The sequence below is a fragment of the Chitinophaga ginsengisegetis genome (assembly GCF_900168065.1).
GTDB lineage: Bacteria > Bacteroidota > Bacteroidia > Chitinophagales > Chitinophagaceae > Chitinophaga > Chitinophaga ginsengisegetis.
The window spans coordinates 232,357-258,660 of sequence record NZ_FUZZ01000005.1; the positions used below are offsets into that span (position 1 = coordinate 232,357).

General features: G+C 47.9%; 27 protein-coding genes. 17 read left to right on the forward strand and 10 right to left on the reverse strand.

Annotated features, from left to right (window positions below):
* The first annotated feature begins 50 nt into the window (after positions 1–50).
* Positions 51–578 (forward strand): DinB family protein, encoded by a 528-nt coding sequence (locus tag B5Z18_RS27140; RefSeq protein ID WP_079472698.1) that lies wholly within the window; start codon positions 51–53, stop codon positions 576–578.
* Here B5Z18_RS27140 and B5Z18_RS27145 read toward each other — a convergent pair.
* On the reverse strand, positions 573–1,547 hold the full coding sequence (locus B5Z18_RS27145) for a GlxA family transcriptional regulator (protein ID WP_079472699.1): 975 nt from the start codon (positions 1,545–1,547) through the stop codon (positions 573–575). The genes B5Z18_RS27140 and B5Z18_RS27145 overlap by 6 nt on opposite strands.
* 143 nt (positions 1,548–1,690) lie before the next feature.
* Between B5Z18_RS27145 and B5Z18_RS27150 the strand changes: the two genes are divergently transcribed.
* From B5Z18_RS27150 to B5Z18_RS27170, 5 genes are all read left to right on the forward strand, one after another.
* Complete coding sequence (locus tag B5Z18_RS27150; protein ID WP_079472700.1) at positions 1,691–2,179, forward strand: DinB family protein; 489 nt, start codon at positions 1,691–1,693, stop codon at positions 2,177–2,179.
* Between the two features lie 14 nt (positions 2,180–2,193).
* Complete coding sequence (locus B5Z18_RS27155) at positions 2,194–2,406, forward strand: hypothetical protein (RefSeq protein ID WP_079472701.1); 213 nt, start codon at positions 2,194–2,196, stop codon at positions 2,404–2,406.
* A 105-nt stretch (positions 2,407–2,511) separates the two neighbouring features.
* Positions 2,512–2,982 (forward strand): RidA family protein, encoded by a 471-nt coding sequence (locus B5Z18_RS27160; protein ID WP_079472702.1) that lies wholly within the window; start codon positions 2,512–2,514, stop codon positions 2,980–2,982.
* Positions 2,983–3,028: 46 nt separating this feature from the next.
* Positions 3,029–4,102, forward strand: coding sequence for a dipeptidase (locus B5Z18_RS27165; protein WP_079472703.1), 1,074 nt, complete (start codon positions 3,029–3,031; stop codon positions 4,100–4,102).
* Positions 4,103–4,148: 46 nt separating this feature from the next.
* Entirely contained in the window at positions 4,149–5,132 is a 984-nt protein-coding gene (locus tag B5Z18_RS27170; RefSeq protein WP_079472704.1) for an ABC transporter ATP-binding protein, read from the forward strand.
* Here the strand turns inward: B5Z18_RS27170 and B5Z18_RS27175 are convergent.
* Positions 5,129–5,536, reverse strand: a complete 408-nt coding sequence (locus B5Z18_RS27175) for a YrdB family protein (protein WP_079472705.1) — start codon at positions 5,534–5,536, stop codon at positions 5,129–5,131. The two genes, B5Z18_RS27170 and B5Z18_RS27175, sit on opposite strands and share 4 nt — an antisense overlap.
* A gap of 66 nt (positions 5,537–5,602) precedes the next feature.
* On the opposite strand from B5Z18_RS27175, the gene B5Z18_RS27180 reads away from it, so the two are divergent.
* The 8 genes from B5Z18_RS27180 to B5Z18_RS27215 all read left to right on the forward strand — a co-directional run bounded on the left by B5Z18_RS27180 (position 5,603) and on the right by B5Z18_RS27215 (position 16,440).
* Positions 5,603–6,271 carry a GDSL-type esterase/lipase family protein gene (locus tag B5Z18_RS27180; protein WP_079472706.1) on the forward strand — a complete coding sequence of 223 codons (669 nt, stop codon included), beginning with the start codon at positions 5,603–5,605 and terminating at the stop codon, positions 6,269–6,271.
* Positions 6,272–6,339: 68 nt separating this feature from the next.
* Positions 6,340–6,798 (forward strand): NanQ anomerase/TabA/YiaL family protein, encoded by a 459-nt coding sequence (locus B5Z18_RS27185; protein WP_079472707.1) that lies wholly within the window; start codon positions 6,340–6,342, stop codon positions 6,796–6,798.
* A gap of 96 nt (positions 6,799–6,894) precedes the next feature.
* A complete protein-coding gene (locus B5Z18_RS27190) occupies positions 6,895–7,524 on the forward strand; it encodes an RNA polymerase sigma factor (protein WP_079472708.1) in 630 nt (209 codons plus the stop codon).
* 93 nt (positions 7,525–7,617) lie between these two features.
* Complete coding sequence (locus B5Z18_RS27195; protein WP_079472709.1) at positions 7,618–8,817, forward strand: FecR family protein; 1,200 nt, start codon at positions 7,618–7,620, stop codon at positions 8,815–8,817.
* A 227-nt stretch (positions 8,818–9,044) separates the two neighbouring features.
* Positions 9,045–12,299 (forward strand): TonB-dependent receptor, encoded by a 3,255-nt coding sequence (locus B5Z18_RS27200; RefSeq protein WP_159454447.1) that lies wholly within the window; start codon positions 9,045–9,047, stop codon positions 12,297–12,299.
* Between the two features lie 20 nt (positions 12,300–12,319).
* Positions 12,320–13,960 (forward strand): RagB/SusD family nutrient uptake outer membrane protein, encoded by a 1,641-nt coding sequence (locus tag B5Z18_RS27205; RefSeq protein WP_079472711.1) that lies wholly within the window; start codon positions 12,320–12,322, stop codon positions 13,958–13,960.
* A gap of 215 nt (positions 13,961–14,175) precedes the next feature.
* Positions 14,176–15,288 (forward strand): aryl-sulfate sulfotransferase, encoded by a 1,113-nt coding sequence (locus B5Z18_RS27210; RefSeq protein WP_079472712.1) that lies wholly within the window; start codon positions 14,176–14,178, stop codon positions 15,286–15,288.
* A 66-nt stretch (positions 15,289–15,354) separates the two neighbouring features.
* Positions 15,355–16,440, forward strand: coding sequence for a Gfo/Idh/MocA family protein (locus tag B5Z18_RS27215; protein ID WP_079472713.1), 1,086 nt, complete (start codon positions 15,355–15,357; stop codon positions 16,438–16,440).
* An 87-nt stretch (positions 16,441–16,527) separates the two neighbouring features.
* Here B5Z18_RS27215 and B5Z18_RS27220 read toward each other — a convergent pair whose 3' ends face one another.
* The 4 genes from B5Z18_RS27220 to B5Z18_RS27235 form a co-directional block, all read right to left on the reverse strand.
* Positions 16,528–17,841, reverse strand: a complete 1,314-nt coding sequence (locus B5Z18_RS27220; RefSeq protein ID WP_159454448.1) for a TolC family protein — start codon at positions 17,839–17,841, stop codon at positions 16,528–16,530.
* A gap of 20 nt (positions 17,842–17,861) precedes the next feature.
* Positions 17,862–19,439 carry a DHA2 family efflux MFS transporter permease subunit gene (locus B5Z18_RS27225; protein ID WP_079472715.1) on the reverse strand — a complete coding sequence of 526 codons (1,578 nt, stop codon included), beginning with the start codon at positions 19,437–19,439 and terminating at the stop codon, positions 17,862–17,864.
* A gap of 1 nt (position 19,440) precedes the next feature.
* Positions 19,441–20,505 (reverse strand): HlyD family secretion protein, encoded by a 1,065-nt coding sequence (locus B5Z18_RS27230; protein WP_079472716.1) that lies wholly within the window; start codon positions 20,503–20,505, stop codon positions 19,441–19,443.
* A 257-nt stretch (positions 20,506–20,762) separates the two neighbouring features.
* A complete protein-coding gene (locus tag B5Z18_RS27235; protein WP_079472717.1) occupies positions 20,763–21,368 on the reverse strand; it encodes a TetR/AcrR family transcriptional regulator in 606 nt (201 codons plus the stop codon).
* A 124-nt stretch (positions 21,369–21,492) separates the two neighbouring features.
* On the opposite strand from B5Z18_RS27235, the gene B5Z18_RS27240 reads away from it, so the two are divergent.
* Both B5Z18_RS27240 and B5Z18_RS27245 read left to right on the forward strand, forming a co-directional pair.
* Positions 21,493–22,302: a hypothetical protein gene (locus B5Z18_RS27240; protein WP_079472718.1), complete on the forward strand. Its 810-nt coding sequence runs from the start codon at positions 21,493–21,495 to the stop codon at positions 22,300–22,302.
* A 209-nt stretch (positions 22,303–22,511) separates the two neighbouring features.
* The gene (locus B5Z18_RS27245; protein ID WP_079472719.1) at positions 22,512–22,997 is read left to right on the forward strand and encodes a hypothetical protein; all 486 of its coding nucleotides are present in this window, start codon (positions 22,512–22,514) and stop codon (positions 22,995–22,997) included.
* On the opposite strand, the gene B5Z18_RS27250 is transcribed toward B5Z18_RS27245, so the two are convergent.
* Entirely contained in the window at positions 22,965–23,375 is a 411-nt protein-coding gene (locus B5Z18_RS27250; RefSeq protein WP_079472720.1) for a helix-turn-helix domain-containing protein, read from the reverse strand. The two genes, B5Z18_RS27245 and B5Z18_RS27250, sit on opposite strands and share 33 nt — an antisense overlap.
* A gap of 123 nt (positions 23,376–23,498) precedes the next feature.
* On the opposite strand from B5Z18_RS27250, the gene B5Z18_RS27255 reads away from it, so the two are divergent.
* Positions 23,499–24,365: a DUF4349 domain-containing protein gene (locus B5Z18_RS27255; protein WP_079472721.1), complete on the forward strand. Its 867-nt coding sequence runs from the start codon at positions 23,499–23,501 to the stop codon at positions 24,363–24,365.
* On the opposite strand, the gene B5Z18_RS27260 is transcribed toward B5Z18_RS27255, so the two are convergent.
* The 3 genes from B5Z18_RS27260 to B5Z18_RS27270 all read right to left on the reverse strand — a co-directional run bounded on the left by B5Z18_RS27260 (position 24,362) and on the right by B5Z18_RS27270 (position 26,292).
* Entirely contained in the window at positions 24,362–25,051 is a 690-nt protein-coding gene (locus tag B5Z18_RS27260) for an alpha/beta fold hydrolase (protein ID WP_079473109.1), read from the reverse strand. The genes B5Z18_RS27255 and B5Z18_RS27260 overlap by 4 nt on opposite strands.
* A 61-nt stretch (positions 25,052–25,112) precedes the next feature.
* Positions 25,113–25,721 carry a Crp/Fnr family transcriptional regulator gene (locus B5Z18_RS27265; protein ID WP_079472722.1) on the reverse strand — a complete coding sequence of 203 codons (609 nt, stop codon included), beginning with the start codon at positions 25,719–25,721 and terminating at the stop codon, positions 25,113–25,115.
* 109 nt (positions 25,722–25,830) lie between these two features.
* Positions 25,831–26,292, reverse strand: coding sequence for a ferritin-like domain-containing protein (locus B5Z18_RS27270; protein ID WP_079472723.1), 462 nt, complete (start codon positions 26,290–26,292; stop codon positions 25,831–25,833).
* Positions 26,293–26,304: the final 12 nt, after the last annotated feature.

Below are 26,304 nucleotides of genomic sequence, written 5' to 3' on the forward strand. Positions count from 1 at the left end.
TCACAACCCCTTGTTTTCTTTGTATTGTAAAACAAAAAAATACAGACTTTATGGAAAACAACACCTTATCTGCCGCAACTACAACCACCGTTATCACTCCTGGTCAGTTACTGAAACACTGGCAGGGCCACCGTGCATTGACCCGCCGGATGATTGAAGCATTTCCGGAAGATCAGCTGTTCACCTTCAGCGTGGGCGGTATGCGACCATTTTCTACTTTGGTGATGGAATTCTGCGGAATGGCCTTCCCCTCCGTATATGGCGTTATCACCGACGAATGGCTGGGTATTGATGTATTGCTGAAAGATACCGGCGCGGTAGTAAAGCCTACCACCAAAGCGGAACTGTTGCAGCTCTGGGATGTGATTACAGAAAAGCTCAACGAATGGTGGCCTAAAATCCCCGTGGAAGCCTTTCAAAAGGAAATCACCGCCTTTGGACAGTATGAAGGCAAATCAGTTAGCATCCTGTTCTACATTTTCGACAATGAAATTCACCATCGCGGACAGGGGTATGTATATCTCCGCGCACTTGGTATAGAGCCTCCTGCCTTCTGGGACAGGGATCAGAATTTATGATCTGGCGGCATTAAACTTTTCCCGGTATTCAGAAGGGGTCATTCCCACCGTTTTGCGGAATACCTTTCTGAATGCTTTGGGATCGTTATAGCCGGAGTTGTAAATCACTTCCGCCATTTGCTGCCCGGTTTGTTCCAGTAGTTTTTTGGCCGCTTCAATCCGCGTGAATTGCAGGTATTCAATAGGGGTTACACCTGTTACCTGTTTAAATCTTCTCACAATATTTCTCCTGCTGGAAGGGATGTCCCTGATCATTTCCTCGATGGTGCCTACGTCCTGGTAGCTGGTTTCAATCCGCTGTTGGGCAGAGGCCACGAGGTCATCGTGATGATTGCGGGTAGGCTGGAATGTGCTGAAATAGGATTGTTTGTCACGGCCCATATCCACCGCAAAAATTTTAGCGGTCCTTATCGCTATTTCAATGCCGCAATGTACTTCCAGCAGATGAAGCAGCAGGTGGAAGGTAGAAGTGGCGCCACCACTCGTATAAATGCCGGAATCGTGGGTAACCGTTTTATCCGATAACAGGTTCACTGCCGGGAATGAGGAGGAAAATTCCTTGCAGGCATCTACATGGGTGGTGGCTATTTTACCATCCAGCAAACCGGAAGCGCCCAGTAAAAAAGCGCCGGTACAGAAGCTGGCGATTTCCGCACCGTTTTTATACTGCTGTTGCAGCCAGGGAAGATAAGCCCGGTTTTCTGCAATCGACTGGCGGATATCATCTGTAGTAAAAGAGGGTACCAGCACCAGGTTAAAAGTGCCCGCCGCATCTGTGTGTTGCGACGCATAATCCGGAAATGCTGCTGCCAGGTGTTCCGTTTCAGCAGTATGTACCAGTGTTATTTTGAAGGGTGTTGGCTGGCTGTTTTTATAGTAAATCTTATTGACGGTGTCCAGCACATCTGTTATGGCAGCCAGGCTTAAAAGCTTGTAGTGGCGTATAAGCAGGATCCCAATTTGTAGCATATGGCTTTCAGTTTTTAGTTGTCTACTCAAACATAACGAATTTGTCGCAAATACCCCCTAATATTGACTCTATCAGCATCCATCCGGACAGAAATTATGGGGTACCTTACCGTTAGTTTGAGAACCAAAAAAAATATTATTATATGGAAACTGTAAGCACACGGATGCAGGGCATCCTTCCACTGTTTGATCTTCACACCGGTTTTTTTCCAAAGGTACTGGATGGAATTACGGATGAAGACGCGCATAAAAGACTGGATACTCCTGCTAATCACGTTGCCTGGCTCGCCGGTAGCCTGGTACAGCAGCGGTTTGAGCTGGCCGGTTTGCTGAAAGTGGAGGCCACATCTTCAGCAAATGATCTTTTCAAAGATTTCCAGGGAATAAAAGACTCACAGCAGTATCCATCTCTCGAAATTTTTAAAAAAGACTGGGAGAAAATCTCCCCGTTGTTAAAAACAGCATTGGTAAATGTAACAGATGAACAACTGGATCATATACTGGAATTCCCCGGTATGAAAATGTCGCTCTGGGATTTGCTGACTTTTAATATTTACCGGGAGGCCAATTGTATCGGGCAAATTGCCTTGTGGAGGCGGCTGTTGAAATATGAGCCGATGAAATACATGTAATCAAAATTATTACAATGGTAGAAGTATTCATAACGAATGTAAAACGGGTAGCTGCCGCGAAAGAAATAGTAGCGCTGTTACTCCGTAATTTTCCGGATAGTAAAATCAATTTCGATCTTGAAGATTGTGATAAAGTATTAAGGGTAGAAGGAGAGAATTTTCATCCCGGGAAAATAATGATGCTGGTAAATGAAAATGGATTCCAGTGTCAGGTAATGGAAGATTAAGGAGCCGTCTGCAAAGACGGCTTTTTTGTAACCCCCGGTTAAGTATTCATCTCCCGGAAAAATAAAATTGCATAACTTAATCCCATTTTTGTTAAAACAACAACTATGGGAAACAATCATGCAGAAGAGAAATTAGCGGCCCTGGGACTGGAACTGCCACCGGCCCCGTCGCCATTGGGTGTTTACAAGCCATTCCTTATTGATGGCAAATACCTGTATCTCTCCGGTCATGGTCCTGTGCAGCATGATAAATCACTGATCATCGGACGGATAGGTGATGCACTGGATATGGAGCAGGGCAAACTGGCCGCAAGACAAGTAGGATTAACGATGCTATCCACCATTAAAACACATGTGGGCAGTTTGAATAAAGTAAAACGGGTGATCAAGGTGTTGGGGATGGTGAACTGTACATCCGACTTTGAACGGCATCCCTACATCATTAATGGCTGCAGTGAATTGTTTGCTGCCGTGTGGGGAGAAGAAAATGGCGTGGGAGTGAGGAGTGCCGTAGGTTTTGGATCTTTACCGGATAACATCCCCGTAGAGATAGAAGCTTTGTTTGAACTATACTAACTGATGAAGAACGGCATGGCCGGACGAATTAAATAAGAACAGAACTATGTTTATAATAGATGCACACCTGGATCTCAGCATGAACGCGCTGGAATGGAACAGGGACCTCCGGCAACCGGTAACCGCCATCCGTGCGAGAGAAGCCGGTATGAATGATAAACCCGACCGCGCCAAAGGCGTAGTGGCATTCCCTGAACTACGGAAAGGTAATATCGGGCTGGTAGTCGCCACCCTGATAGGTCGCTATGTAGCCCCCGATAACCCGTTGCCCGGCTGGCATTCACCGGAACAGGCATGGGCCCAGACCCAGGGACAACTGGCCTGGTACAAAGCGATGGAAGATGCCGGTGAAATGGTGATGATCAAAGACAAACAAAGCCTGGAACAACACCTGCAGCTGTGGAACGATGGTACTCCAAACGACAAAAAGCCTGTTGGCTACATCCTCAGCCTGGAAGGGGCCGACTCTATCGTGAATTTAAAATACCTCGAACGCGCCTACAATAAAGGATTGCGCGCTATAGGCCCCGCGCACTACGGCCCCGGGCGTTATGCCAACGGTACCGATGCCACCGGCCACCTCAATGAACAAGGCAAACAGCTGATCCGGGAAATGGAACAACTCAATATGATCCTCGACGCCACACATCTCTGCGATGATGCCTTCTGGGATGCCATGGACCTGTTTAACGGAGCCGTATGGGCCAGTCATAATAACTGCCGCGCCCTGGTGGACCATAACCGCCAGTTCAGCGACGATATGATCAAAACGCTCATCCAGAAAGGCGCCGTTATAGGTGGCGCCCTCGACGCCTGGATGATGGTGCCCGGCTGGGTTCGTGGAAAATCCACGCCCGAAAGCATGGGCTGTAACCTGGAAAAAATGATCGATCATATGGATCATATCTGCCAGATCGCCGGTAACTCGCTGCACGTGGGCATTGGCACCGATCTCGACGGAGCCTTTGGCAAAGAGCAATGCCCTTACGACCTGGAAACGATCGCCGACATGCAGCAACTGCCTGCCCTCCTTACTAAAAGAGGCTACAGCGCGGAAGATATCGATAATGTGATGCATGGCAACTGGCTGCGGTTCCTGCGGAACGCATGGCGCGATTAAAAGGCGCGCCTTCGCTTTAGTCCGCGATTTTTATTAATTTGCACGAATGAATTTTCTCGAAGTATCAAACATCAGCAAGGAACTGCACGGCGCGTATATTTTAAAGAATGTCAGCTTTACACAACAAGCATTTCAGAAAATAGTGATCGCAGGTGAAACCGGCTCAGGTAAAAGCACCCTGATGAAAATTGTTGGTGGCATGGCGCAGGCAGATGCCGGCACCGTGATGTTTGAAGGCAAACGTGTGAAGGGAGCGCTGGAAGTATTGATTCCAGGGCATCCTGGCACCGCCTACCTTTCCCAGCATTTTGAACTGAGAAATAATTACCGGGTAGAAGAAATTCTGTCCTATGCCAATAAGCTTACCGATGAAGAAGCGGCAGAGATCTACGATATCTGCCGCATTTCACATCTGCTCAAAAGAAAAACGGATCAGTTGTCGGGCGGTGAAAAGCAACGCATCGCTATGGCGAGACTCCTCATCTCTTCTCCCAGGTTGTTTTTGCTGGATGAGCCCTACTCCAACCTGGACATGATCCATAAAAGCATCCTGAAAAAAGTGATCAGTGATATGGGTGATAAGCTGGGTATCACCGTGATGCTGATTTCCCACGATCCGATGGATATCCTGCCCTGGGCAGATGAAATACTGGTGATGAAAGACGGGGAAATAGTACAGCAGGGATCTCCTCAACAGATCTATAATCAGCCGGTGAATGAATATGTAGCCGGGTTATTTGGAAAATACAATCTCCTCGCACCGGGAAGAGCCGCTGTACTGGAAGGATTGCCAGGCATTACGCTGAATGGAAAAAGTATCTTCATCCGCCCGGAAGATTTCAAAATTGTTCGTGCAAAAAAAGATGCCGTGTCCGGCAAGGTGCGTGATATCGCTTATTACGGCAGCTTCCTGGAAGCAGAAGTGGCGCTCGGAGGTGAAGTAGTCACTATCAAAACCACGGATACCAGTTTGAAAAAAGGCGCAACAGTGAATGTAAGCGTAGCGCCCGAAACCGTTTGGTATTTCTAAGGCTTTATTCCCATAATTTTCTTGCCCGAAAACCCGTTATAGGGCTTGTTTTTCAGCATCACCCAGGTTCTGTCCCAGGATACGGCATAATGTATCACTACCACCACGCCCAGCGCAATACTTTCACGCAGATACCCCATTGAGCGTAATGCCCACACGGCCAATCCAAACAGGAAAAGTTCCAGTAGCAGTCGCGCAACCCCGGGAATAGCTACCGGCGCAGCTTTGGGGTCGTTGGGAATGCGGAATACGCCCCACAGTACAGCAGCGGTGAGTGGAAAGGCCACCACCAGCACATACGACAGCCATCCATTACCCAGGTGCCAGCCCCAGTAACCCAATATCACCAGCATTAAAATTTCCAGCAGAAAACGAACGGTTAAGTTGACAGGATGGGTATTCATGTAATAGTTTGTTCTAAATTAAATATTTTTCGTTTATCTTAAAGCCTGCTGAAAAATTTGATAGTTATGAGAAGATATTTGTTCCTGGCAGGTTTTGTATTGCTCCACGTAACCGGATGCCTGTTTGCCCAACAATCGCCGCTGCGTTTTGCAAAGGATGTTAACACCATCAAAGAGTTTGATAAGATGTATGCACCTCCGGAGCATCCTATCCTGTTTGTGGGCAGCTCTTCCATCAGGAAATGGGACGACCTGGAACGGAACTTCAGCAGCTATGTGGTGCTGAACAGGGGAGTAGGCGGCGCTATTACTACCGATATCACCTATTTTGCCAACGATATTATCTTCCCCTATCACCCACGCCAGATAGTGATTTACGTAGGAGAGAATGATTTAGTGGAGGATAAATCTACCGCAGATACCCTGCTGCAAAGATTTAAAGCGCTGTACACCACCATAAGAAGTAAACTGCCGGAAGTACCGCTGGTTTATATATCTATGAAACCCAGTCCTTCCAGGGCGAAATTCTTTGAGAAAGCGAAGCAGTCGAATGCACTTATCAGGGACTATATCTCTAAAGAGAAAAATATAGTTTATGTAGATATCTTCCCGCTGATGCTTGACAAAACGGGTAAGTCGCGCGAAGAACTGTTTCTCGATGATATGCTGCATATGAATAAGAAGGGATATGCTATCTGGGAAAAAGCTATCCAGCCCCACCTGTTAAAGAAGTAAACAGGCCAAAGATCTGGTATATAGAAAAAAAAGTATCTTGCCGCCTTATTAATACCTTTTTACAAAACATGATACTGGATACACTGCAGAACGCCCATCTTTACTACCGCCTGGGAGTTAAATTTATCAAGGCTTTTGAGTACCTGGCACAAACAGACCTGGCCGGGCTGGAAAAAGGAAAGTACGAAATAGACGGAAGTAATATCTTCGCTATTGTCAATGAATATGATACCGTAGATACTTCCACTGAGCAGATGGAGGCGCATAAGAAGTACATCGATATCCAGTATATGGTGTCTGGTTCTGAATTGATAGGTCACGATTTCCTGCGGGAACAGGTGCCTTCCAAAGCATATGATGAAACAGCCGACTACCAGCTGTTTGCAGAACATCCGATGTTTTTCTCCCGGTTGGAAAAAGGCATGTTTGCCATTTTCTTCCCTACCGACCTGCACATGCCCAACATCAAGGTAAGCACGCCTATGCCGGTAAAAAAGGTAGTTATTAAAATAGCTGTAAACTTATAATATATTACTTCCCGCATTTACTGCCAACACCAGGGTAAATGCGGGAAGTTCGCATCTGCGACGCCGTTTCCACTTTTATGAATCAGCCAGTGAACAATGAACAGTGACCAAAGCTCATTCCCTGAACAATTTGCCGCGGGCGCACCGGCAGAAGAAGCTGCTGCAAATATCCTGCTGTGGAACCTTGTGCGCAACAACGGGCAGGAAGCGCTGGTAGAGCTGTATGAACAACTGTATTTCTATCTCGTAAACTACGGTATCCGCATCTGCGGAGATACAGAAATTACGAAAGATGCGATCAATGATATGTTCCTCGAAATATGGGACCAGCGCGGGAAACTACCCGCCGTAACCAATGTAAAGTCGTACCTTCTCACCTGGCTGCGACGCCGCATTTTTGCAGATATCCGGCAAACAAAAAAATCAAACGAAGCCGCAGGCGCCTGGTCAGATACTACGGCTCCGCACGAGCTTTCCTATGAAGAATGCATCGTTGCCGTTCAAACATCTGAAGAAATAAAACAAAAGATCAAAAGAGCAATGGCTACGCTCACACCCCGCCAGAAAGAACTTATTCAACTCCGCTATTTCGATGGCCTCAGCATGGAAGAAGTGAGCAAACGGGTGGGGATCACCACCAAAACCGCTTACAACACCCTCGGCAGTGCGCTGAAAAGCCTCTCTGCAGAGCTGCTGGTAGCACTGCTGCTCCGCGCTCTCAGCTGATTTCCTCCCGGGCAGAAAACTTTTTTAAAAATAGTGGACATTTTCTTGGGAATAATCCGTGTTTTCTTACACTAGCTATTACTAACAGTAACAATGGACCATCAATTTAACGTTGCAGATGACTTCCTGTTGGACGATTCTTTTCTTCGCTATTGCATCGGGATCAATGAAAACGATGTGCAGTACTGGGAAAAATGGATTGCCGAAAATCCGGACAAGCGCCCTGCGTTTGACCGGGCCCGCCGGATATTTGATATCGTAAACGGGCAACAGGGCCGGTTGGATGTGGAAGTGAACAGGTTCAGATCACTGTTGCAGGATCACATTGCACATAACCTCCCGGAAGAAAAAGTACGTTACTTCTCCCGCTGGCGCGCAGTTGCAGCCGCCGTATTATTGCTGGCAGCAGGTACTGCCGCCTGGTATTATTATGGCAACGGCAAATCCGGCCGGCCGCTTACCATCGCTCCCATAGCGCAACACGATGTACAGCCCGGTGCGCCCAAAGCCCGCCTGGTAATGGGCGATGGCACAGAAGTAATACTGGACTCCCTCAACGGCAACGGCCTGCAGGAAAAAGACGGTACCCGCATCGGCAAAGACAAAGGCAAACTGGTGTATGATGTAACCGCCACTTCGGGCAACCAGGTGACGTTCAATACCCTGGCAACTCCCCGCGGAGGAGAATACCAGCTTGTGCTGCCGGATGGTACCAAAGTATGGCTGAATGCCGCATCCTCCCTGCGTTTCCCCACCCGGTTTATGGGTAATAACAGAACAGTTTTTCTTACGGGAGAAGCCTATTTTGAAGTAGCGCAAAATGCCGCGCAACCTTTCCAGGTACAACTGAACAACGGACTTAAAGTAGCCGTATTGGGCACCACGTTTAATGTAATGGCCTACGACGATGAAAATACAGTGAACACCACCCTGGTATCGGGGAAGGTCAGCGTAGCACAGCCAAACGGCAACAGCGTAATCCTTGCACCGTCGCAACAGGCGGTGCTGGCGAAAAGCAGCCGGCAGATACTGGTTAGCGAAGCTGACATCGACAAAACAATTGCCTGGAAAATGGGCATGTTCGAATTTGATGACGATGATTTAGCCACCGTTATGAGACAGCTGGCACGCTGGTACGATGTGAATGTGAAATTTTCCGGACCGGTACCGGACAAGCATTATACCGGTTCTATACGCAAACAATCCACGTTATCCCAGGCGCTGCGTATTTTAAAAACAGCCGGGATACAATTTAATATTGAAGGAAAACAAATCATCGTTGAAGTAAAATAACAGCACCAATATAAGGATGTAACAACCAGGATCTTCGTGTAAACATGCTTCAGGCAAATAAAAACCGGGAACGCGGCAACGTCCCCGGTGAAAATTGTCTGGTGGGCATATACACGCTTATTTGACGTAAACAGCTTAACGCTCACCAAAAACTTAACAAATCTATGCTATTTAGACATGCTGGCAAACACCCCGGAACGCGGGTGTTCGCGCAAATGCTGAAAGTTATGAAACTAGCTGCTTTTTTGCTGCTGGTACTGGCTATGCAGGTAAGTGCTACCGGTTACTCGCAAAAACTAACCCTTAACATGCGTAATGTAACGCTGTCGAAGGTGTTCAAGGAAATCCGGAAACAAACCGGGTATACCTTCTTTTATAATACAGAAATGCTGGAGCAGACCGACAAGGTATCTGTAGCAGTGGTGCAGGCCGACCTGGAAGATGTATTGGGCAAGTGTTTGCTCAATAAAAAACTCAATTACAGTATCGTCGATAATACCATTATCCTTTCCGTAAAAGGAAAGGATCAAATGGAGGAAACTGCGCAACCCGTGGTGAATATTTCCGTGTTTGGTAAAATCACTGATGCAGTTACCGGCGAAGCCCTTACCGGCGCTTCGGTTAAACTGAAAGGCACAACCAAAGGTACCAGCTCGGATACCAAAGGTAACTACACCCTGCAACTGCCGGAAAATGGCGGCGTACTGGTAGTTACTTTCATCGGCTATGAACCGGTGGAAAGAACCGTATCACAGGCCGGCGCACTGGACATTGCCCTGAAACCCAAAGCTGTGCAAACAGAAGAACTGGTGGTAGTAGGTTATGGTACCCAGAAAAGAAAAGATGTTACAGGCGCAGTGTCTTCCGTAAGAGTAAGCAGCATCAGCGCCAACGTATCAAAAAATATCAGCTCGGCTATCCAGGGCCGCGTGCCCGGTGTTTCCGTGGAATCCTCCAGTGGCGCACCCGGAGCCGGTATGATCATCACCATCCGCGGTATGAGTACACTCGGTAACAATGCCCCCCTTTTTATTGTTGATGGCGTTTTTGTAAACAGCATCGACGGGGTGAGTCCCAATGATGTAGAGTCTATTGAAGTATTGAAAGATGCAGCTACCGCAAGTATCTACGGCTCCCGCGCAGCCAACGGCGTGGTCATCGTTACCACCAAAGGCGGCCGCAAAGAAACCACCCCAAAACTGGAAGTGGATACCTGGTTCGGCGTACAGTCGGTGCCAAAAAGAATGAGCTTACTCAGCGGCGAACAATGGACCAACCTTATGAGCGCTAACATGAGCGGCATCCCTAAATATGCAGGCGTTAACTCCGACTGGCAGGATGCAATTTTCAGACAGGCCACCTTAACCCGCACCAACGTTAACTTCAGCGGTGGTTCCCAGAACTTTACCTATAACTTATCCGGTGGCTACCTGAAAGAAAACGGTACCATCGTGAACACCAATTATTCCGCTGCCAACTTCAGGATCAAAACAGAATACAGCAAAGGCCGTTTGCGTGTAGGCGAAACCGTGATCATCAAAAGAGGTAACACCCGCAACAACCCCGGCGGTGGCGACGCAGTACACAGCATTGTAGGCAGCGCCCTCATGATGCCGGCTACCGTGCCTGTTTATGATCCAACACAAAATCTCGGTGGCTACGGCAGAAGACCCACATTCATGAAGAACCTGTCGAACCCCGTTGCCCGCCTGGAAAGCGTGGAGAACACCGCTAAAGATCTCTCCCTGCTGGCAAATGCTTTCGTGGAAGTAAAACTGATAGAAGGACTGAAATATAAATTCAATGTAGGCTTAACGGAAGGGCAGGGCAGCACCCGCGTTTATTCCGGTGCATTCGATGACGGCAACTCTGCCAACCCGCTGCCGGACCTGCAGCAAGGTACCACTACGAGCAATTCCTGGCTGGTGGAAAATACCCTGAACTACAACAAGAAGCTGGGTAAACATAACATCGACGGATTGATTGGTTATACCGCACAGAAAAACATGAGCACCGGTTTCAGCGCCTCCCGCGATGATTTGCCGATAGGTACCACCACACTGGGCGCCGGCCTCGCCACCTCCCAGAAGAATGATGGTTCCGCCAGCACCAGCAGCATCGTTTCCCGCTTTGCACGCATCATGTATTCCTATGACTTCAGGTACCTGTTCTCTGCATCGGTAAGAAGAGACGGTTCTTCCCGTTTTGCTACCGACTACCAGTACGGTTCTTTCCCGTCTTTTTCTGCGGGCTGGAATTTACATAATGAACATTTCTTCTCCGGTTTAACCAACGCCATAAATACCCTGAAACTGCGTGGCAGCTGGGGTGTACTGGGTAACCAGGAAATCGGTAACTATCTTACGCAAAACAGCATTACCAGCGGCTTAAACTATGTGCAGGGCGGTGTGTTATGGCCCGGCGCCACCGCCAGCGGTTATGCTTCTCCCATCGACCTGTCGTGGGAAGAAACCAAGATCACGAACTTCGGCGTGGATGCAGGTTTCCTTGATAACAAGTTGTTCTTCATCTTCGATGTATTTAATAAGAAAACAGATGGCGTATTGTTAAGTGTACCATTCCCGCTGTCGGTAGGTAAAACAGGATCGCCCACCCTCAACGCAGGTGTGATCGAAAACAAAGGCTACGAAGTATCGCTGGAGTACACGGATAAAAAAGGAGATCTCAATTATCGTCTCGGGTTCAATATAGCGCATACCTCCAATAAAATGACGGCCATCAATATCGGTTCGGGCCGGCAGGAATTTGGCGGCATCTCCCGCGCAAAAGTGGGTTACCCGATCGGTGCATTTTTCCTGATTGAAACCGCCGGCATCTTCAATTCCAAAGAAGAAGTGGCCGCGCATAATAAGAATGGCGTACCTATCCAGCCCAATGCACAACCCGGCGATATCCGCTACATGGACTTCAACAACGATGGCATCATCGATAACCAGGATGAACAGAACTTAGGCAGTCCTTTCCCGACCCTGAACATGGGATTGTCTGCCAACCTTTCCTGGAGAGGCTTTGATATGAGCCTGTTCCTCGAAGCTGTAACCGGTAATAAGATCTACAATGCCCGTAGAAAATGGATGGACAAAATGAATGAAGTCACCAATTTCTCTACAGATGTGCTGAACGCCTGGACGCCGGAAAATCATTCCAACTTCCCGCGCTTCACCTTATCTGATCCCAATAACAATAACCGCGATAACAGCGACAGATGGCTGGAAGACGGTTCCTACCTGCGTTTCAAACGACTGGAAATCGGATATAGCGTGCCTAAATCACTGATGACCAAATGGGGCATCGATAAAGTACGGGTATTTGCTTCCGGGGAAAACCTGTTCACCATCACAAAATACAAAGGCTACAACCCGGATATCGGTGGCGCTGCCCTGTCGAGAGGTATGGACAACTCATGGGATGTATACCCACTGTCACGTACCCTTTTGCTTGGCCTGAACCTCACCTTTTAATCGCTTAACCGCATTGCAACATGAAAAGATCATTTAAATATATAAGCGCACTCACACTGGTGCTGGCAACAGCAGCCGGTTGTAACGAAAGAGATTTTCTCAAACAAACCGATCCCAACAAAATTACCGATGCCACTTTCTGGAAAGATGAGTCGAGCGTGAGCCAGGCATTGGGCGCTACGTATAGTCCTTTACGTTCCTCGTTGTATGGCTACTGGGGCTCTTACCAGGGCATCCAGGATATCAACGCACTGGGCGACGATGTATTTACACTGCCCGGCGAAGAAGCCGGTACCTGGGGCGTTGCCACGTTTTCCAATGATGAAAACAACGGTGACCTCAGCAGCATCTTTGGCAGCACCTACCAGTGTATCCACCGCGCTAACCTGTTGCTGTCGAAGATCGGCAGTGTGAACATGGATGAGAGCAAGAAAACGCTTTACATTGCGGAAGCTAAATTCCTGCGCGGACTTTCTTACTATCTCCTTGCTTCCAACTGGGGCGCAGTACCGGTAAGAACCATGCCGCTGGAAACAACAGATGGTTATGCCACTCCCTGCAGCCCTAAAGAAGAAGTGTGGAAACAGGTGGTAAGTGATCTCACAGCAGCCAGTGCCGGCCTGCCAGTGAAACGCGATTCAAAGGAACAGGGCAGGGTGACCAGTGGCGCCGCCATCGCTTACCTGGGCAAAGCCTATATGTTCATGGAAGATTATGCGAAAGCAGAAGCTACCTTCGACCTGCTTTTTAAAAGTCCGTATGCGTATGACCTGGTAGATAATTATGAAGATAATTTTACCGACAAGAATGAATTCAACGTGGAATCTGTGTTCGAATGGACGTTTGCTCCGTTAGGTGATCAGTACGGCGCCTGGAATACAGAAACCCCTAATTCACCGATGTACAACTACCTGCCGCAATTTATCGGTCCCCCTGCAGGTGGTGGCTGGTTTAAGTATGTACCTTCCAATTACCTGGTGAATGAATTTGTAAAAGAAAAACGCCCCGCCGGTGCTGATACCAAATTCGATAAAAGAATGTACGCCTCCCTGATGTGGAAACGTTCTGTATTGGGCGAAACCGATACCACCTGGTACGATGGCAAAACGTTTGATCAGCTCTGGAATTCCGCCTTATCCAAAACGGTACGCCTGTATCCTGATGTAGCGCTGGATACTACTACCAATGGCCGCTTCCTGATAAAGAAAGGAACCAGCGCATGGCGTAATGTAGCCAATGCAGATAACTACTGGGGACCTACGCCATCTACCGCTAATTACCGCGTGATACGTTTTGCAGAAATATTGCTGCTGCGCGCGGAAGCCGCCGCTCAAAACAGCAACACCGGCAAAGCAATCGGCGACATCAACCGGGTAAGACACAGAGCAGGTTTGAAAGATAAAACCGCCGCGGAACTTCCGGGCAAAGATCAGCTCCTCGCAGAAATTGATCACCAGAAACTGCTGGAACTGTTCTTTGAACAAAACCGCGTATACGACCTGAGAAGATGGAATAAAAATGCAGCTACCTTGTCGGCCGCTTTAAAGACACGCCAGAAGCAGGGCGCCAACGTATTCCAGGCGAAGCACTACGTGTTCCCGATTCCGGCCGGTGAACTGAAATCCAATCCAAAGGCAACACAGAACGACCTCTGGAAATAACGCGGATTTTGTCTTTTTCAGGATTAAACTGATTATGCTGATTACACTGATTTTATTTTTTTACAGAGATACCTTACTATCCAATCAGGATAAACTTTCAGAAACACGAATATCATCTTTCAAAAAAGAACTAAAATCAGTGTAATCAGCATAATCAGTTTAATCCTGCGGAAAGACAAAGACCGAAGGTCTTCCCCTTCGCTAACCACATTAACATGAAGCCACTTTACTTCCTGCTTGTATTATATGCCTGCTTCACCGCCTGCCATCAGCCGGCACAGCCCCTGCCTTTCTGGGTACAGGATGCTTTTAACCTGGACAGTATGCCACAGGCCCAATTGCCGGCCCGCTTTAAAGAAGGATATGTGCTGCTCAGTCAGCGCGATGAACCGGGTGCCTTGTATTTACTGAACAGCCAGGGCAAAGTGGTGTGGTATCACCAGGTAAAGGGCACCGGTTTCAAAACGGCGCACTTCACGGAAAATAAAACGCTGCTGTGTATCCTGGGTAGTAAAGAATACGCTACCAGCTACGGCAACCAGGTGATGGAGTTGTCGATGACCGGTGATACGCTGCTGCACCTGCAAAAGGGACAGGCGGATTTTACCACCAATGTACACCATGAAGTATTGCTGGCGCCGGACAATCATATCGTGATGCTGGCCACTGTGGAGCGTACCTTCGACCTCACTGCTGCCGGCGGCACGGCGCACGATACTGTGAGAAGCGACGGCATCCTGGTGCTTGACCGCCAAGGTCATAAGGTATGGGAGTGGAGTGTGTTTGATGCGCTGGCCCCCATTACGGATAAAGAGATCCTGCATACCCGCATGGACTGGATGCACGCCAACAGCCTGAGCTACGATAAAGACGGCAATTATCTCATCTCCTTTTATAACAACGGCCAGATCTGGAAGCTGGACGCGCATACCGGTAAAGTGATCTGGAAGTTTGGAAAGAACGGCGATTTCCGCTTCCCCGATTCCGCTGCTTTCGACATGGGACACGCGGTACACATCAATGCAGAAAACGACCTCATGTTATTTGATAACGGTGTATCCCGCCAACAATCCCAAACGCTGGCCTTTCATCTGGATGAAGGAAACAGAACGGCTGCGGTAAGCATCCGTTCTCCTTTACCGGCCTATCTGTTCAACGACCGGATGGGCAGCGCCTACCTGGTAGATCATAACAGCATCCTGCAATGCAGCTCCAAACGGAATACGGTATTGCTCACCAACAGGCAGGGCCATCCGTTGTGGCGCCTCCGCTGTAGTTTCATTCCTTACCGGGCAGAGTTTATCCCAAAAGAAAAGTTGTCGTTATGAAAAAAGCGCTAAATACCACTCATCGATTTAGCTGTTAAAAGCAGAACATATTCCCTAGATTTAGGGATGCGTTCTGTTATTTTTACTTTCCTGCTGATGCATGTATTTAGTTGCATCATGGCCCAGCCACTGCGTGTAGCCGTTGCCGGTGTATCGCACGGACATGCGGCTTTTATTCTCGGTCGCCCAAACAAAGGGGACATTCAGATTGTTGGCATCTACGAGCCTGATACGGCAGTAGCTAAATTGAGGGCCAGGCAATATCATCTTCCTGAAAATATTTTTTATACCGATCTCGGTAAAATGCTGGATGCGGTGAAACCCACTGCAGTGTTGGCATTTGGCTCCATAAAAGCCCACCGGGCAGTAGTGGAGGCCGCCGCACCCCGGCATATTCATATCATGGTGGAAAAGCCGCTGGCTACTACGGTGACTGACGCTGTGTATATGGACTCGCTGGCCCGCCGGTACAAAGTACAGCTGCTCACCGATTATGAAACCAGCTGGTATCCTTCCGTAGCCAAAACATTCCAGCTGCTGGAAGACAGCAGCTACGCCGGGAAAGTGAGAAAGGTGACGGTGAATGATGGTCACCAGGGACCAAAAGAAATTGGCTGCGGCCCCGAATTCCTCAACTGGCTCACCGATCCGGTACTGAATGGTGGCGGCGCACTCATGGACTTTGGCTGCTACGGCGCCAATCTCATGACGCATCTCATGAAAAATCGTTTGCCCGTATCCGTTACCGCAGTGGCCCGTCACTTTAAACCGCAGGTATATCCCAAAGTGGAAGATGACGCCACTATCCTGGTGGATTATGGCGATACGCAATGCACCATCCAGGCTTCGTGGAACTGGAGCTTCAGCCGGAAAGACATGGAAGTGTATGGCGATAAAGGATATCTTATTGCCGCCGATAAAAATACCCTTATTCAGCGTAATAACGAACGTTCGCCGGCCATTACGCGCCGTATAACGGCAACGGATATACCGGTATATGAAGATCCGTTCAACTACCTGATCGACGTGCTGAGTGGTAAAGTAACCATGCCGGCAGACGGGTTGTACGCGCCGGCCAACAATGTAATAGTAGTGCGTATCCTGGCTGCTGCCCGCGAATCTGTCCGTACAGGCAAGGCCGTTAAGTTCTGATAAAAAACAAGGGTGTATCAACGGTTGATACACCCTCTTGCTGCTGTTAATCCATATGCCTGTCGTTGAAACTTACTCCTGCCTGTTTTACCAGGCGCCTGTTGCCTTGTTATAATTTATTTGCGCCATCAGGTAATCGTACTGTGCTTTGATATATTGCTGTTCCGCTGTACTGATAGATCTTTCCGTTTCCAGTAAATTATTATAGGCGAAGCTGCCTACTGCAAATTCCTGTTGTTGCTGCCGGTATATTTTTTCAGACAGATCGTAGTTCTTCCTGGTGGTTTGCATATTCAGCAGTGCATTGTTTAGCTCTGTTCCTGCCTGCAATACATCATACCGGACATCGGCTGTTTTTTGCTGTAGCTGGGCCGTAGTTTGTTGCGTTTTAAGCTGGTAGTTTTTAATCTGGTGCTGATTTTTGATATTCCCTGAAATGGGAACACTTATTTTGAGCGCAGCATAACTAAAAGGACTCCACCATTCGCCCTGGGTGTATTTAAAATCGTTGTATAAATACTGCTGCGAATAGTTAGCCATTACCGATACCGTTGGAATTGAATATTGACGGGCCTTACGTAGCTGTAGCTGATCATCCTGCTGTTGCAATTTCAACTGTTTGATCTCTGTTCTGTTTTGATAATTTTCGGAAGATAAGGGTACGGCAGCGGTACCGCCACCAAGTGTATCCGTTAACGTGATATCTCCTGATCCGGGCATATTCAGCTGGTACTTCAAACCATTTACGGCCAGTACATAGTTTTGCCTGGCGGTAGTGGTGGTGATCTTTGCATTATCATAATCCAGTTGCGCCCGGAGGTAGTCGGTTTCAATAAGGGCACCTTGTTTGTATTTGCCTGCTGCCAGTGTATAATATTCGTGGAACCGTTGCTCGTCACGGACAGCAATGGTTTGCTGCAAATCCTTTAATAGTACGTTGTAATAGGCCGTAGCAATCTGAACTTTGATATTGATTTCATCAGCCCTGTTTTTCTCCTGCTGTAATGCGAGGTTATTCCGCGCTATTTTTATGTCCGTATGGAGAGTGGGTTGCAGTATGGGTTGATCCAGCTCAATACCCAGTATCGTAGCGTTTTTGGCGCCGAGTGCCAGCAGTTCTGCCTTATCGAGGCCGCCAAAGCCTGGTGGCACAAAGGTGGCCTGTAGTTGCGTATTGTAACGGACGTTTCCTTCGGCATGAATATCGGGCAACCATTCCTGCCGGCTTTTCTTCAGGGCATTATCTGCAATGGTAATATTGTATTTGTTGGCCTGCATGTCGTAGCGGTTGGCTAAACCCATATCGAGGGCCTGTTGCAGGCTGAGTTTAAGCGGCGCTGCATTTTGTGCTCCCACGCCGGCGGGTATGCAGCAAAGTATAATCAGGAAAAGGCGTTTCATGTATTTCATTTTTACATTGATTAATGGGCATCTGTCATCACTACCGGGGCAGCCGTTTCCTTGTACCGGATCATTAAGATGAGCGGTACTGCCAGCAGCATGATAAGCGCTACGATCATGAAGCCATGATTGTAACTTACCAGCAGCGCTTGTTTGTTGAGTGCTGCATCCGTGAGTTGCCAGGCCAGTTGTGATGACTCATCCGGTCCGTAGCCATTGGCGGCCATGCTTTGAGTGATCCCGTTCACGTAATCTGTGCTCACCGGGTTGTATGGATTGATGAAGGGGATCATGTTATTGCGTACATACGCATTTTCATGACTGAGATAGATATTCAGCAAAGCCACGCCCAGCGCGCCGCCCAGCTGCCGCAGCATATTTGATAAGCCTACAGCCTGCGCGAGGTCTTTACCGGTAAGACCGGCGGTGGCCAGTCCCAGCACGGGCATTACCATCAGGATAGCGCCTACGCCCCGTATCATAAAGGGCCAGAAGAAATCGCCGGCGTTGGAATCCGGTGAGGAAAAAGATAACATCACCAGGTAGATGCTGGTAAGCGCCAGCCCGGTAAGGATAATGACCTTCGGATTCACGCCTTTCTCCAGAGTTTTTTTTGTAATCACCATTCCCACTACGGTTACCAGCATGCCCGGAATCATGAAGGCGCCTGTTTGGGTGGCGGTCCATCCCAGCGAGACCTGTACAAACAAAGGGAAAATGAAGAGGGTGCCGGTCATGATAATGCCTACAATCAGGTTCATGAGACTTCCCATCGCCAGGTTGAAGTTGCGGTATAACCGGAGGTTTACCGCAGGCTCACTGGTATTGAGTTCCCGGATCACAAACAGGATCAGGCCAATAACAGCCAGGATAAAAAAGAAGGTGATATCATTGCTGGAAAACCAGTCGGCGGTGGTGCCTTCTTCCAGGATATACTGGAGGGAGCCGATCCCAATAGCGAGGAATACAATCCCCAGCACATCTATCTTCGGTTTTACAATTCCCGGCAGGTCAGCTACAAACTTCCAGGAGAGGAAGGCGGCCACTACGCCTATTGGCACGTTCAGGAAGAAGATCCAGTGCCAGGAGGAATTATCCGTGATATAGCCACCCAGTATCGGCCCGAAGGAAGGACCCAGTATGATGCCCAGCCCGAACACCACCAAACCGGTGGTTCTTTCTTCCGGCGGAAAGGCATCCATGATGATGCTTTGCGCGGTAGACAGGAGTCCGCCGCCACCGATGCCCTGAACAAAGCGCCACGCTACCAGCATCCAGAGGCTATCGGAGCAGCCACACATAAATGAGGAAAAGGTGAAGAGCAGCACAGAACCTGTGAAGTAACGTTTTCTGCCAAACAGGTTGGAGAGCATGCCTGATAACGGAATAACGATCACGTTGGCGATGCTGTAGGCTGTGATAACCCAGGCTATTTCCGTAGTGGTAGCGCCTATGTTACCGCTGATTTCCCGCAGCGATACATTTACCACGGTGGTATCGATGAGTTCCAGTATCGCACAGGATACGGCGGTGGCCACTAATATCCATTTGGCCGCCCCGGTGGGGTAGGTGATGGTTGCAGAAGAATCTGGTGTCATGTTATTGGATATTAATCTTCACAAAGGCGCTCAAACCGGGAAACAGGCCAATAGCTTTAGTGGCAGGGTGATCCAGGGTGATGCGGATGGGGAAGCGTTGGGTTATTTTTATAAAGTTGCCGGTGGCATTATCGGGTGGCAACAGGGAAAACTTAGCGCCCGTAGCGCCGGTAAACGAAGCCACATGGCCGGAGAGGGCTGCGCCGGGATAGGCGTCCAGCGTTATTTCCACGGGTTGGCCCGTTTTAATTTTATGCAGTTCCGTTTCCTTGAAGTTTGCGGTTACCCACAGGTGCTGGTTGTCGATGATGGCGCAGAGTGTTTGGCCGGTGCTGATGTACTGGCCTTCCTTGATCACCCTTTTGGTAACAAAGCCGTCGAACGGTGCGGTCACATACGCATGGCTCAGTTCTTCCTGTGCCAGTTTCAGTTCGGCCTGGCGTTGTTTCACGAGCGCCTGTGTGGCGGATATCTGCCGGTGTTCTGCGCGCGCCTGTGTTTCAAGGCCAAAGGAAGTGGTGAGTGTGCTCCTTTCGTGGCTCACTGCTTTTTCATAATCGGCTTTTGCCAGCAGGAGCGTGGTTTTGGCGGCTTCGTGTTGTTCCTGGGTGGTAGCTTTGATGCGGAGCAGTTCCTCTGAGCGGTCGAAGTCTTTCTGCGCTTTGGCGAGATTAGCAGTAGCGGCAGCGATGGTTTGTTTATCTGATGCGGCATTCTGAAGGGAGGCGCTTGCATTCTGACTGCTGGCCAATGCTTTCAGGTCGGCGGCGCTGAGGTTTTGTTCTGCATTTTCAAGCAGGGCCAGGGCTTGTTGCACTTTCGCCTGGAGGGCAACGGTGTTCATCAGCACCAGCGTATCTCCTTTTTTCACGGGTTGGTTATCTGTAAAACGGATCGCGTCTATATAGGCGGTTACGCCGGAACGGATGGTTACAATATCACCGTCGAGTTGTGCATTGTCTGTAGAAGTGAATGCGCCTGACTTCAGCCAGAAGTATATTCCACTGCCTGCTGCGGCTATGAGCACCAGTGAGAAGATCAGTAATCTTAATGGCTTCTTTTTCATAAAATTTTGTTTGTATGTTATTATAAAACCGAACGATCGGTTTGTTTTATAGATGAGAGATGAGTTTGTTTTTTATGAGATGAATTTGTTTTTGTTTTAAGAAATGGGTTTTATGGGATTAGCTTGTTGGCTGTAATCTAATCCCGACCAGTCGGTATGTTCTGCTGTTTAAAAAAAGCGTGCTGTTATGCACGCAGTTGGAAAGGTATAAATCGTTTTAAAGCATATAAAGATATTCAGGTGTGCCATACCTGCAACTATGGTTTCAGCGTAGTATACAAGCCATCCCACAGCACCTGTAATTCCTTCTTTGTTTTATCAAGGGTATCGGCTATGATGTAGTTGATCCCCATACCATCCCCGCTGAAAATAAATAGCCTGGCAATGGTGGCGTCGGCCATAGCAGATTTAATTTCGCCTTTCTTTTTCGCCGTTTTTATTATTTCTACCCACGACCGGAGCTCTTCTTTCTGCCGCTCCAGCAGGTGAGCCTTGAAATCAGGCAGTATTTTCAGGGCGTCAAAAATGAGCAGGTAGTGATTGGAGTTGAAAGCGTTCCCATCATTGGCGCCAAGCACATATTTAGCCACTTTCATCTGTTTGCCAACATGGTTCAGGTAATCATGATAGAACTCCCGCAGGGAATTTTGGGAGAAAGAGTTATAATCCACGGACATAATGTCTCCATAAAAAAAACGGATCACTTCCTCAAACACCTGTTCCTTACTGCTGAAATAATGATAGAAGGCTCCTTTAGACATGCCCGTTTCCGTAACTATCTCTTTCATGGTAACCTCCTTAAAGCTCTTTTGCAGGAACAGCTTCAGGGACGTATTTAATATTAATTCTCTTGAGTCATTCATAAAAACCGACCATTTGGTATGTAAAAGTAGATGTTTTTTTATTTTCTCCAAAAAAATATTAATCTCCTGGGGAAGTAGGGAAACAGGTTTTCAATTATATTGTGCCTTCAATAATTAACCACCCATGAAATCTGTTGTTAACTACTTTAACCTCATCGGAGAATTTACCAACCCCGGAAAATTTATGTGGGGAGCCTTTTTAACCGGTCTCACTGCTTTTATAATCGCTGTAGTATTAGTGATCTTATTGCGGAAATTTATACTGGTACCCCGTTCCGGGAAGATACTCCGCTTTATTGCCTGGTGCTGGTTTTTCGTATTGCCGCTGCTGGCAGGGTTCTTTGCGTTTAAATGGGGCTTTTTTAATAGTCTCCGTAAAGATATAAAAACGCATGCAGACGTATACTCAAAGCATGTACCGGCAGGATTTGATCAACAAGCCTCTTCAGCAATTCAATCCCTGTTCCGCCAGCCGGATGGCCGCCCAACCGACGTATCAAAGCTTTCCACCAACCAGCTCATTGATACTGCGGGCACGCTGATCTATAACGTATACGGCACTACGCTGGAACAGCAGGCCGCTCAGGATGGCGTACGGGGCAAACTAGCCGCCTTTATGCTGCGTACCACCAAAGGTGCAGGCATCGCCTATACCATCAAAAAATATATCCGCAAAATGCTCTCGGAAAAAATTGGTCTTGAAGAGGGTGTCAGCGCGGATCTCATGGAAACAAAGATTACCGCCATCATCAATGGTGGCCTGTTTATCAATATCGCCCTTATCCAGGTTGATCACTTCCTGAAAGGATTACAAAAAGGTGTATTGATCACCTTCCTGCTTATCCTCGCCATACCCTGCCTGGAAATAGGGATCGCGCATTACCTGCACCGTAAAAAGCTCAAAGCGGCAACGCCGCAACCGGCAGGCGTGTAAATACCGTGGTTGTCTTTCTCCCGGCGAAGCTGAAAGGAGAAAGACAACCGCCCTTAAATAATATTTACCTGCCATATGCAACCTCGTGCCTTTCAATTATATTGAATTTTTTCTACGCCTGCGATCTTTTTAGCCGGAAGAAATCGTAACTTAACTATACAGTAAAACAGGATAGGCGTGAACGTTATTCCAGATGAAAAACTGATATTATGAGATTTAACTGTTTCTATATCATTTTCCTCAGCATAGGCATTCTTTTTTCCGGTATCAGCTCCATAGCACAAACCCCTTCATTCAACGATACTTATCAGCAGCTAAGCCGGTTTATGGATTCTGCCCTTGTCCCCATGAAAGGTGGCGCTACCAGTCTTGCTTTCTCCATAAAAGCAGAAATCGATCACGGCGTTATCACCAAGCTGGATTGCTCCACCAACCTGGCCGGTAACCTGAAACCACGCCTCTTCAGGCTGGAAGAACTGGATATTAAATGGAATAAATTTACCGGGAAAAGTGGTAAGTATCATGTGATCATCCCGGTGTATTTTATTGTAGAACACAGCACGGGTAAAATACAACTCAACTCCAAAACGGAGTTTACTAATGGTTTCTATTTTGATGACGGCGACCTGTTCGATAACAAACCCCTGAATAACTATTACTTCCTAAAGCCCATCTACCTGCAGCGCTACCTCTGAGGCAGCCGCATGCTGCAGCCTGTATTGAGAAGGCGTAACCCCTTCAAACCGTTTGAAAAATTTGGTAAAGTTGGAATTGTCGAACGTGAGTTTCGTGGCAATATCTGTTACCGTAAGCAATGGATTTTGTAACATCTTCCTTGCTTCTTCCATTAATCTCATTTCAAAAAAATAACATGGCGCATGACCTGTGTGCAGCTTAATGGTATTGCTGAGATGCACCGGGTGAATATACAACTGGCGGGCAAAGTCTTTGATATGATACATCTGGTCTAGGCTGCCGTCCATCACCTGGTCGATGTGTTCATTCACCGCAGCAATAAAGTCGGCAGTAATTGCTGCTTTCCTGGTCTGATATTTCTGAGGAAGTACGGGCATGGCATTTTATATCTTACCTAAAGATACTAAATCATGTTATCATGTAACCCGTTAAAACCACTTTAACATTTCTGAAAGGTTACCTTTTCTGCGTGATCTGTATAAAGGTTAAATTCTCCTGTTATGCGCCTTTCACTCTATTACCTGGGTATACCCCTGCTGGCTCTGTGTGCCTGCCAGGGTGGTATGAACAAAGAAATGAGAGACTATGCAGCCACTGCTGATTCCACGTCTTTCTCCAACGACATCACAAAACTTAATTCCGCTTCCCGCAAAAGAGTAAAATCCGCCGACGTGCGATGCCGCGTCAGTAACGTGTTTCAGGCTACCTCCCGCATGGAGCAACTGGTAACACGCCTCGGTGGAATTGTAGTGGAAAGCAATCTGCAAAACGAATCCGTACAACACTTCCGCGTGCCTTATTCCGCCGACTCAGTGAAGGATGTTCAGCTGTACACACCCACTGCGAACCTCACCCTGAAGGTACCAGTAGAGCATCTCGACTCAGTGGTGTATTCCCTCACGGCCACGGCAGGATATATTGATTACCGCGTGGTAAAAGATCAGGACATGACCCTGAAATACCTGGCCAATGCGTTAAAGAATGAACACCAGGAAAAACAGGAAGCACAGCTGAGTAAAGTTACGCCCGCAAAGAAAGGCACCACGCTGGATGTGGTGGAGTACAAAGATCAGAAAGCAGATATGGCTATCGACCGGCAAATGGATAACCTCGTGATCCTCGACGATGTAGCTTATTCCACTTTTACAGTGCAGTTGTTCCAGCCACAGGTAACAGATGAACAGGTGGTCATTAACCCCGACCGTGTAACCCGCGCCGGCTTTGGCACAGAGCTGCTGGTAGCCCTGCGTAACGGCGCTGAAATTTTCCGCAACATTCTCCTTTTCTTTATTCAGCTGTGGCCTTTCCTGCTGGCAGGCGCATTGGGCTGGCTGGCTTACCGGAAATTATTACTACGTAAGAATTAAATCTCCGCAAGGAACGTCTCTAAAATTTTATTGAACTCCGCCGGTCGCTCCATCATAGGCGCATGCCCACATTCGTCAATCATCACCAATGTGGCATGCGGCAAATGATGCCTGAATTCCAGGGCTACTTCCGGCGGAGTAATTTTGTCTTCTGTTCCCCAGATCAGTAATGTTCGTATAGGTATTTCCGGTAGTATGGCCGCCACATAATTACGGTTGGCAGATTTTGCCATCCTCACAATACAGTAGCATTTCTGCGCATCAGTGGTAGTTTGAAACACTTCTGCCACCAATGCATCAGTGGCAACTGCCGGGTCATAAAAAGTATAGGCTACGCGTTCTTTTATGTACGCATAATTACCCCGCTTAGGATAACTACCCATACTGGTATTTTCATAAAGACCGGAACTGCCGGTGAGGATTAACCGGGCTACCTGTTCAGGGTGGCGGTGTGTGTACAGGATCGCCACATGTCCTCCCAGTGAATTGCCCACCAGGATTACATCTTGGAGCCCTGCCTCCCGGATATACTGACTAAGAAAATCAACAAGGTATCCCAGCTGGTCGCTGGTATGCGCATCATAAATCGGAAGAGATGGAATATGTATATCGTACTGCGGTTGAAAATGTGTAACAACGCCTTCCCAGTTACTAAGCCCGCCGAAAAGTCCGTGCAATAAGATCATGCTTTGTTTCATATCTTTTTTGATACAAAACTATTGCGGGGAAAATTGAGCGGCCGTGATCTCAGTCACAAAAGTTACGGGTCTGGTCCAGGAGGAATAACCGCGCCCTGCTCAACGCTTCCCGGCTGGTATACAGGTACCGCGCAATATTGGTGAGCGATATTTTCTGTATGATGGCGGGGCGCCGTTCCAGCAGGAACCGGTAACGCTGCAGCGGACTTTTTAAAGAAAGGATATATTGGTGTTCGGATTGCTGCTCCAATAGTTCCTGGTACAGTTGCAGGTTTACATGCAGCAGATTCATATGCAGGTCGTACAGGGGCTGCAGTTTTTTGATATTTATTCTCAATACCACGGCGTCTTCCACGGCAATAATGCTGATAGCGGAAGGCGCTTTTTTATTATAGCTTTCGCAGTTGGCGAGGAAATCATCTGCGAAGCTGAATTTTACGATCTTCTCATTTCCTTCTTCATCAACAATAGCAAATTTGAACATGCCGGAGATAACAAAGGCCGAGTAGCGCGCTACTTTGCCGTATCTCAGGAAGGCGTCTCCTTTTTTTATGTGCTTTACGGTGGCAATGTTATCCAGTAACTGCCATTCTGCCTGGGTTACTACCGGGTATTTTTTCATGAGCCGATCATACCAGGCGGGCAATACATGATCCATAGTGGCAATGGTTTGTCTGCAAGATAATAATTCGCCGTTATTTTTCTCCCAAACAAAAAAGCAGCAGGAACCCGTTCCTGCTGCTGGTGATAATGATATACTCTTTGTTTTACTTAGCCTGGTCCCGTAATGCTTTTATCTGGTCATGTGAGCGCCTCAGCTCTGCTTTTTGCTGGGTTAATAATTCTTTGATGTAAGCCGGCAGTGCTTCATGCTCTATGGCATCTTTATAGGCTCTCTGTGCGGCATCTTCCCCGGCTTCGCAGTTGGAGAGGATGGTTTTACGGTCATGGCCGGTAAAAACGGCTTTTACATCCATCCAGGCGCGATAAACTTTACCGCTGGCAGTGGTGCCTGAATCCATTGTTCCGCCGTTTGCCTGTACCTCGTTACCGAGTGCATTTCTAAGCTGGTGACTTTCTGCAATCATATCGGTAAAAAGCGGTCTCAGGTCGCTATTACCTTCTTCCAGTTCCTTCAACGCTTTTTCATAACCTGCAATACGATCATTGTTGATGGCGATCAGGTCGTTCAATACTTCGTTAGTGGCAGTTGGTGTTATAGTTTCCATGATATTTTTGTT

Coding starts and splice junctions, on each gene's coding strand:
- B5Z18_RS27160 (WP_079472702.1), top strand. CDS start 2,512: ATGGGAAACAATCATGCAGAAGAGAAATTAGCGGCCCTGGGACTGGAA.
- B5Z18_RS27175 (WP_079472705.1), bottom strand. CDS start 5,536: ATGAATACCCATCCTGTCAACTTAACCGTTCGTTTTCTGCTGGAAATT.
- B5Z18_RS27215 (WP_079472713.1), top strand. CDS start 15,355: ATGCGTTCTGTTATTTTTACTTTCCTGCTGATGCATGTATTTAGTTGC.
- B5Z18_RS27180 (WP_079472706.1), top strand. CDS start 5,603: ATGAGAAGATATTTGTTCCTGGCAGGTTTTGTATTGCTCCACGTAACC.
- B5Z18_RS27155 (WP_079472701.1), top strand. CDS start 2,194: ATGGTAGAAGTATTCATAACGAATGTAAAACGGGTAGCTGCCGCGAAA.
- B5Z18_RS27225 (WP_079472715.1), bottom strand. CDS start 19,439: ATGACACCAGATTCTTCTGCAACCATCACCTACCCCACCGGGGCGGCC.
- B5Z18_RS27205 (WP_079472711.1), top strand. CDS start 12,320: ATGAAAAGATCATTTAAATATATAAGCGCACTCACACTGGTGCTGGCA.
- B5Z18_RS27200 (WP_159454447.1), top strand. CDS start 9,045: ATGAAACTAGCTGCTTTTTTGCTGCTGGTACTGGCTATGCAGGTAAGT.
- B5Z18_RS27195 (WP_079472709.1), top strand. CDS start 7,618: ATGGACCATCAATTTAACGTTGCAGATGACTTCCTGTTGGACGATTCT.
- B5Z18_RS27170 (WP_079472704.1), top strand. CDS start 4,149: ATGAATTTTCTCGAAGTATCAAACATCAGCAAGGAACTGCACGGCGCG.
- B5Z18_RS27210 (WP_079472712.1), top strand. CDS start 14,176: ATGAAGCCACTTTACTTCCTGCTTGTATTATATGCCTGCTTCACCGCC.
- B5Z18_RS27220 (WP_159454448.1), bottom strand. CDS start 17,841: ATGAAACGCCTTTTCCTGATTATACTTTGCTGCATACCCGCCGGCGTG.
- B5Z18_RS27255 (WP_079472721.1), top strand. CDS start 23,499: ATGCGCCTTTCACTCTATTACCTGGGTATACCCCTGCTGGCTCTGTGT.
- B5Z18_RS27265 (WP_079472722.1), bottom strand. CDS start 25,721: ATGGATCATGTATTGCCCGCCTGGTATGATCGGCTCATGAAAAAATAC.
- B5Z18_RS27185 (WP_079472707.1), top strand. CDS start 6,340: ATGATACTGGATACACTGCAGAACGCCCATCTTTACTACCGCCTGGGA.
- B5Z18_RS27250 (WP_079472720.1), bottom strand. CDS start 23,375: ATGCCCGTACTTCCTCAGAAATATCAGACCAGGAAAGCAGCAATTACT.
- B5Z18_RS27230 (WP_079472716.1), bottom strand. CDS start 20,505: ATGAAAAAGAAGCCATTAAGATTACTGATCTTCTCACTGGTGCTCATA.
- B5Z18_RS27235 (WP_079472717.1), bottom strand. CDS start 21,368: ATGAATGACTCAAGAGAATTAATATTAAATACGTCCCTGAAGCTGTTC.
- B5Z18_RS27145 (WP_079472699.1), bottom strand. CDS start 1,547: ATGCTACAAATTGGGATCCTGCTTATACGCCACTACAAGCTTTTAAGC.
- B5Z18_RS27240 (WP_079472718.1), top strand. CDS start 21,493: ATGAAATCTGTTGTTAACTACTTTAACCTCATCGGAGAATTTACCAAC.
- B5Z18_RS27165 (WP_079472703.1), top strand. CDS start 3,029: ATGTTTATAATAGATGCACACCTGGATCTCAGCATGAACGCGCTGGAA.
- B5Z18_RS27260 (WP_079473109.1), bottom strand. CDS start 25,051: ATGATCTTATTGCACGGACTTTTCGGCGGGCTTAGTAACTGGGAAGGC.
- B5Z18_RS27150 (WP_079472700.1), top strand. CDS start 1,691: ATGGAAACTGTAAGCACACGGATGCAGGGCATCCTTCCACTGTTTGAT.
- B5Z18_RS27140 (WP_079472698.1), top strand. CDS start 51: ATGGAAAACAACACCTTATCTGCCGCAACTACAACCACCGTTATCACT.
- B5Z18_RS27270 (WP_079472723.1), bottom strand. CDS start 26,292: ATGGAAACTATAACACCAACTGCCACTAACGAAGTATTGAACGACCTG.
- B5Z18_RS27245 (WP_079472719.1), top strand. CDS start 22,512: ATGAGATTTAACTGTTTCTATATCATTTTCCTCAGCATAGGCATTCTT.
- B5Z18_RS27190 (WP_079472708.1), top strand. CDS start 6,895: ATGAACAGTGACCAAAGCTCATTCCCTGAACAATTTGCCGCGGGCGCA.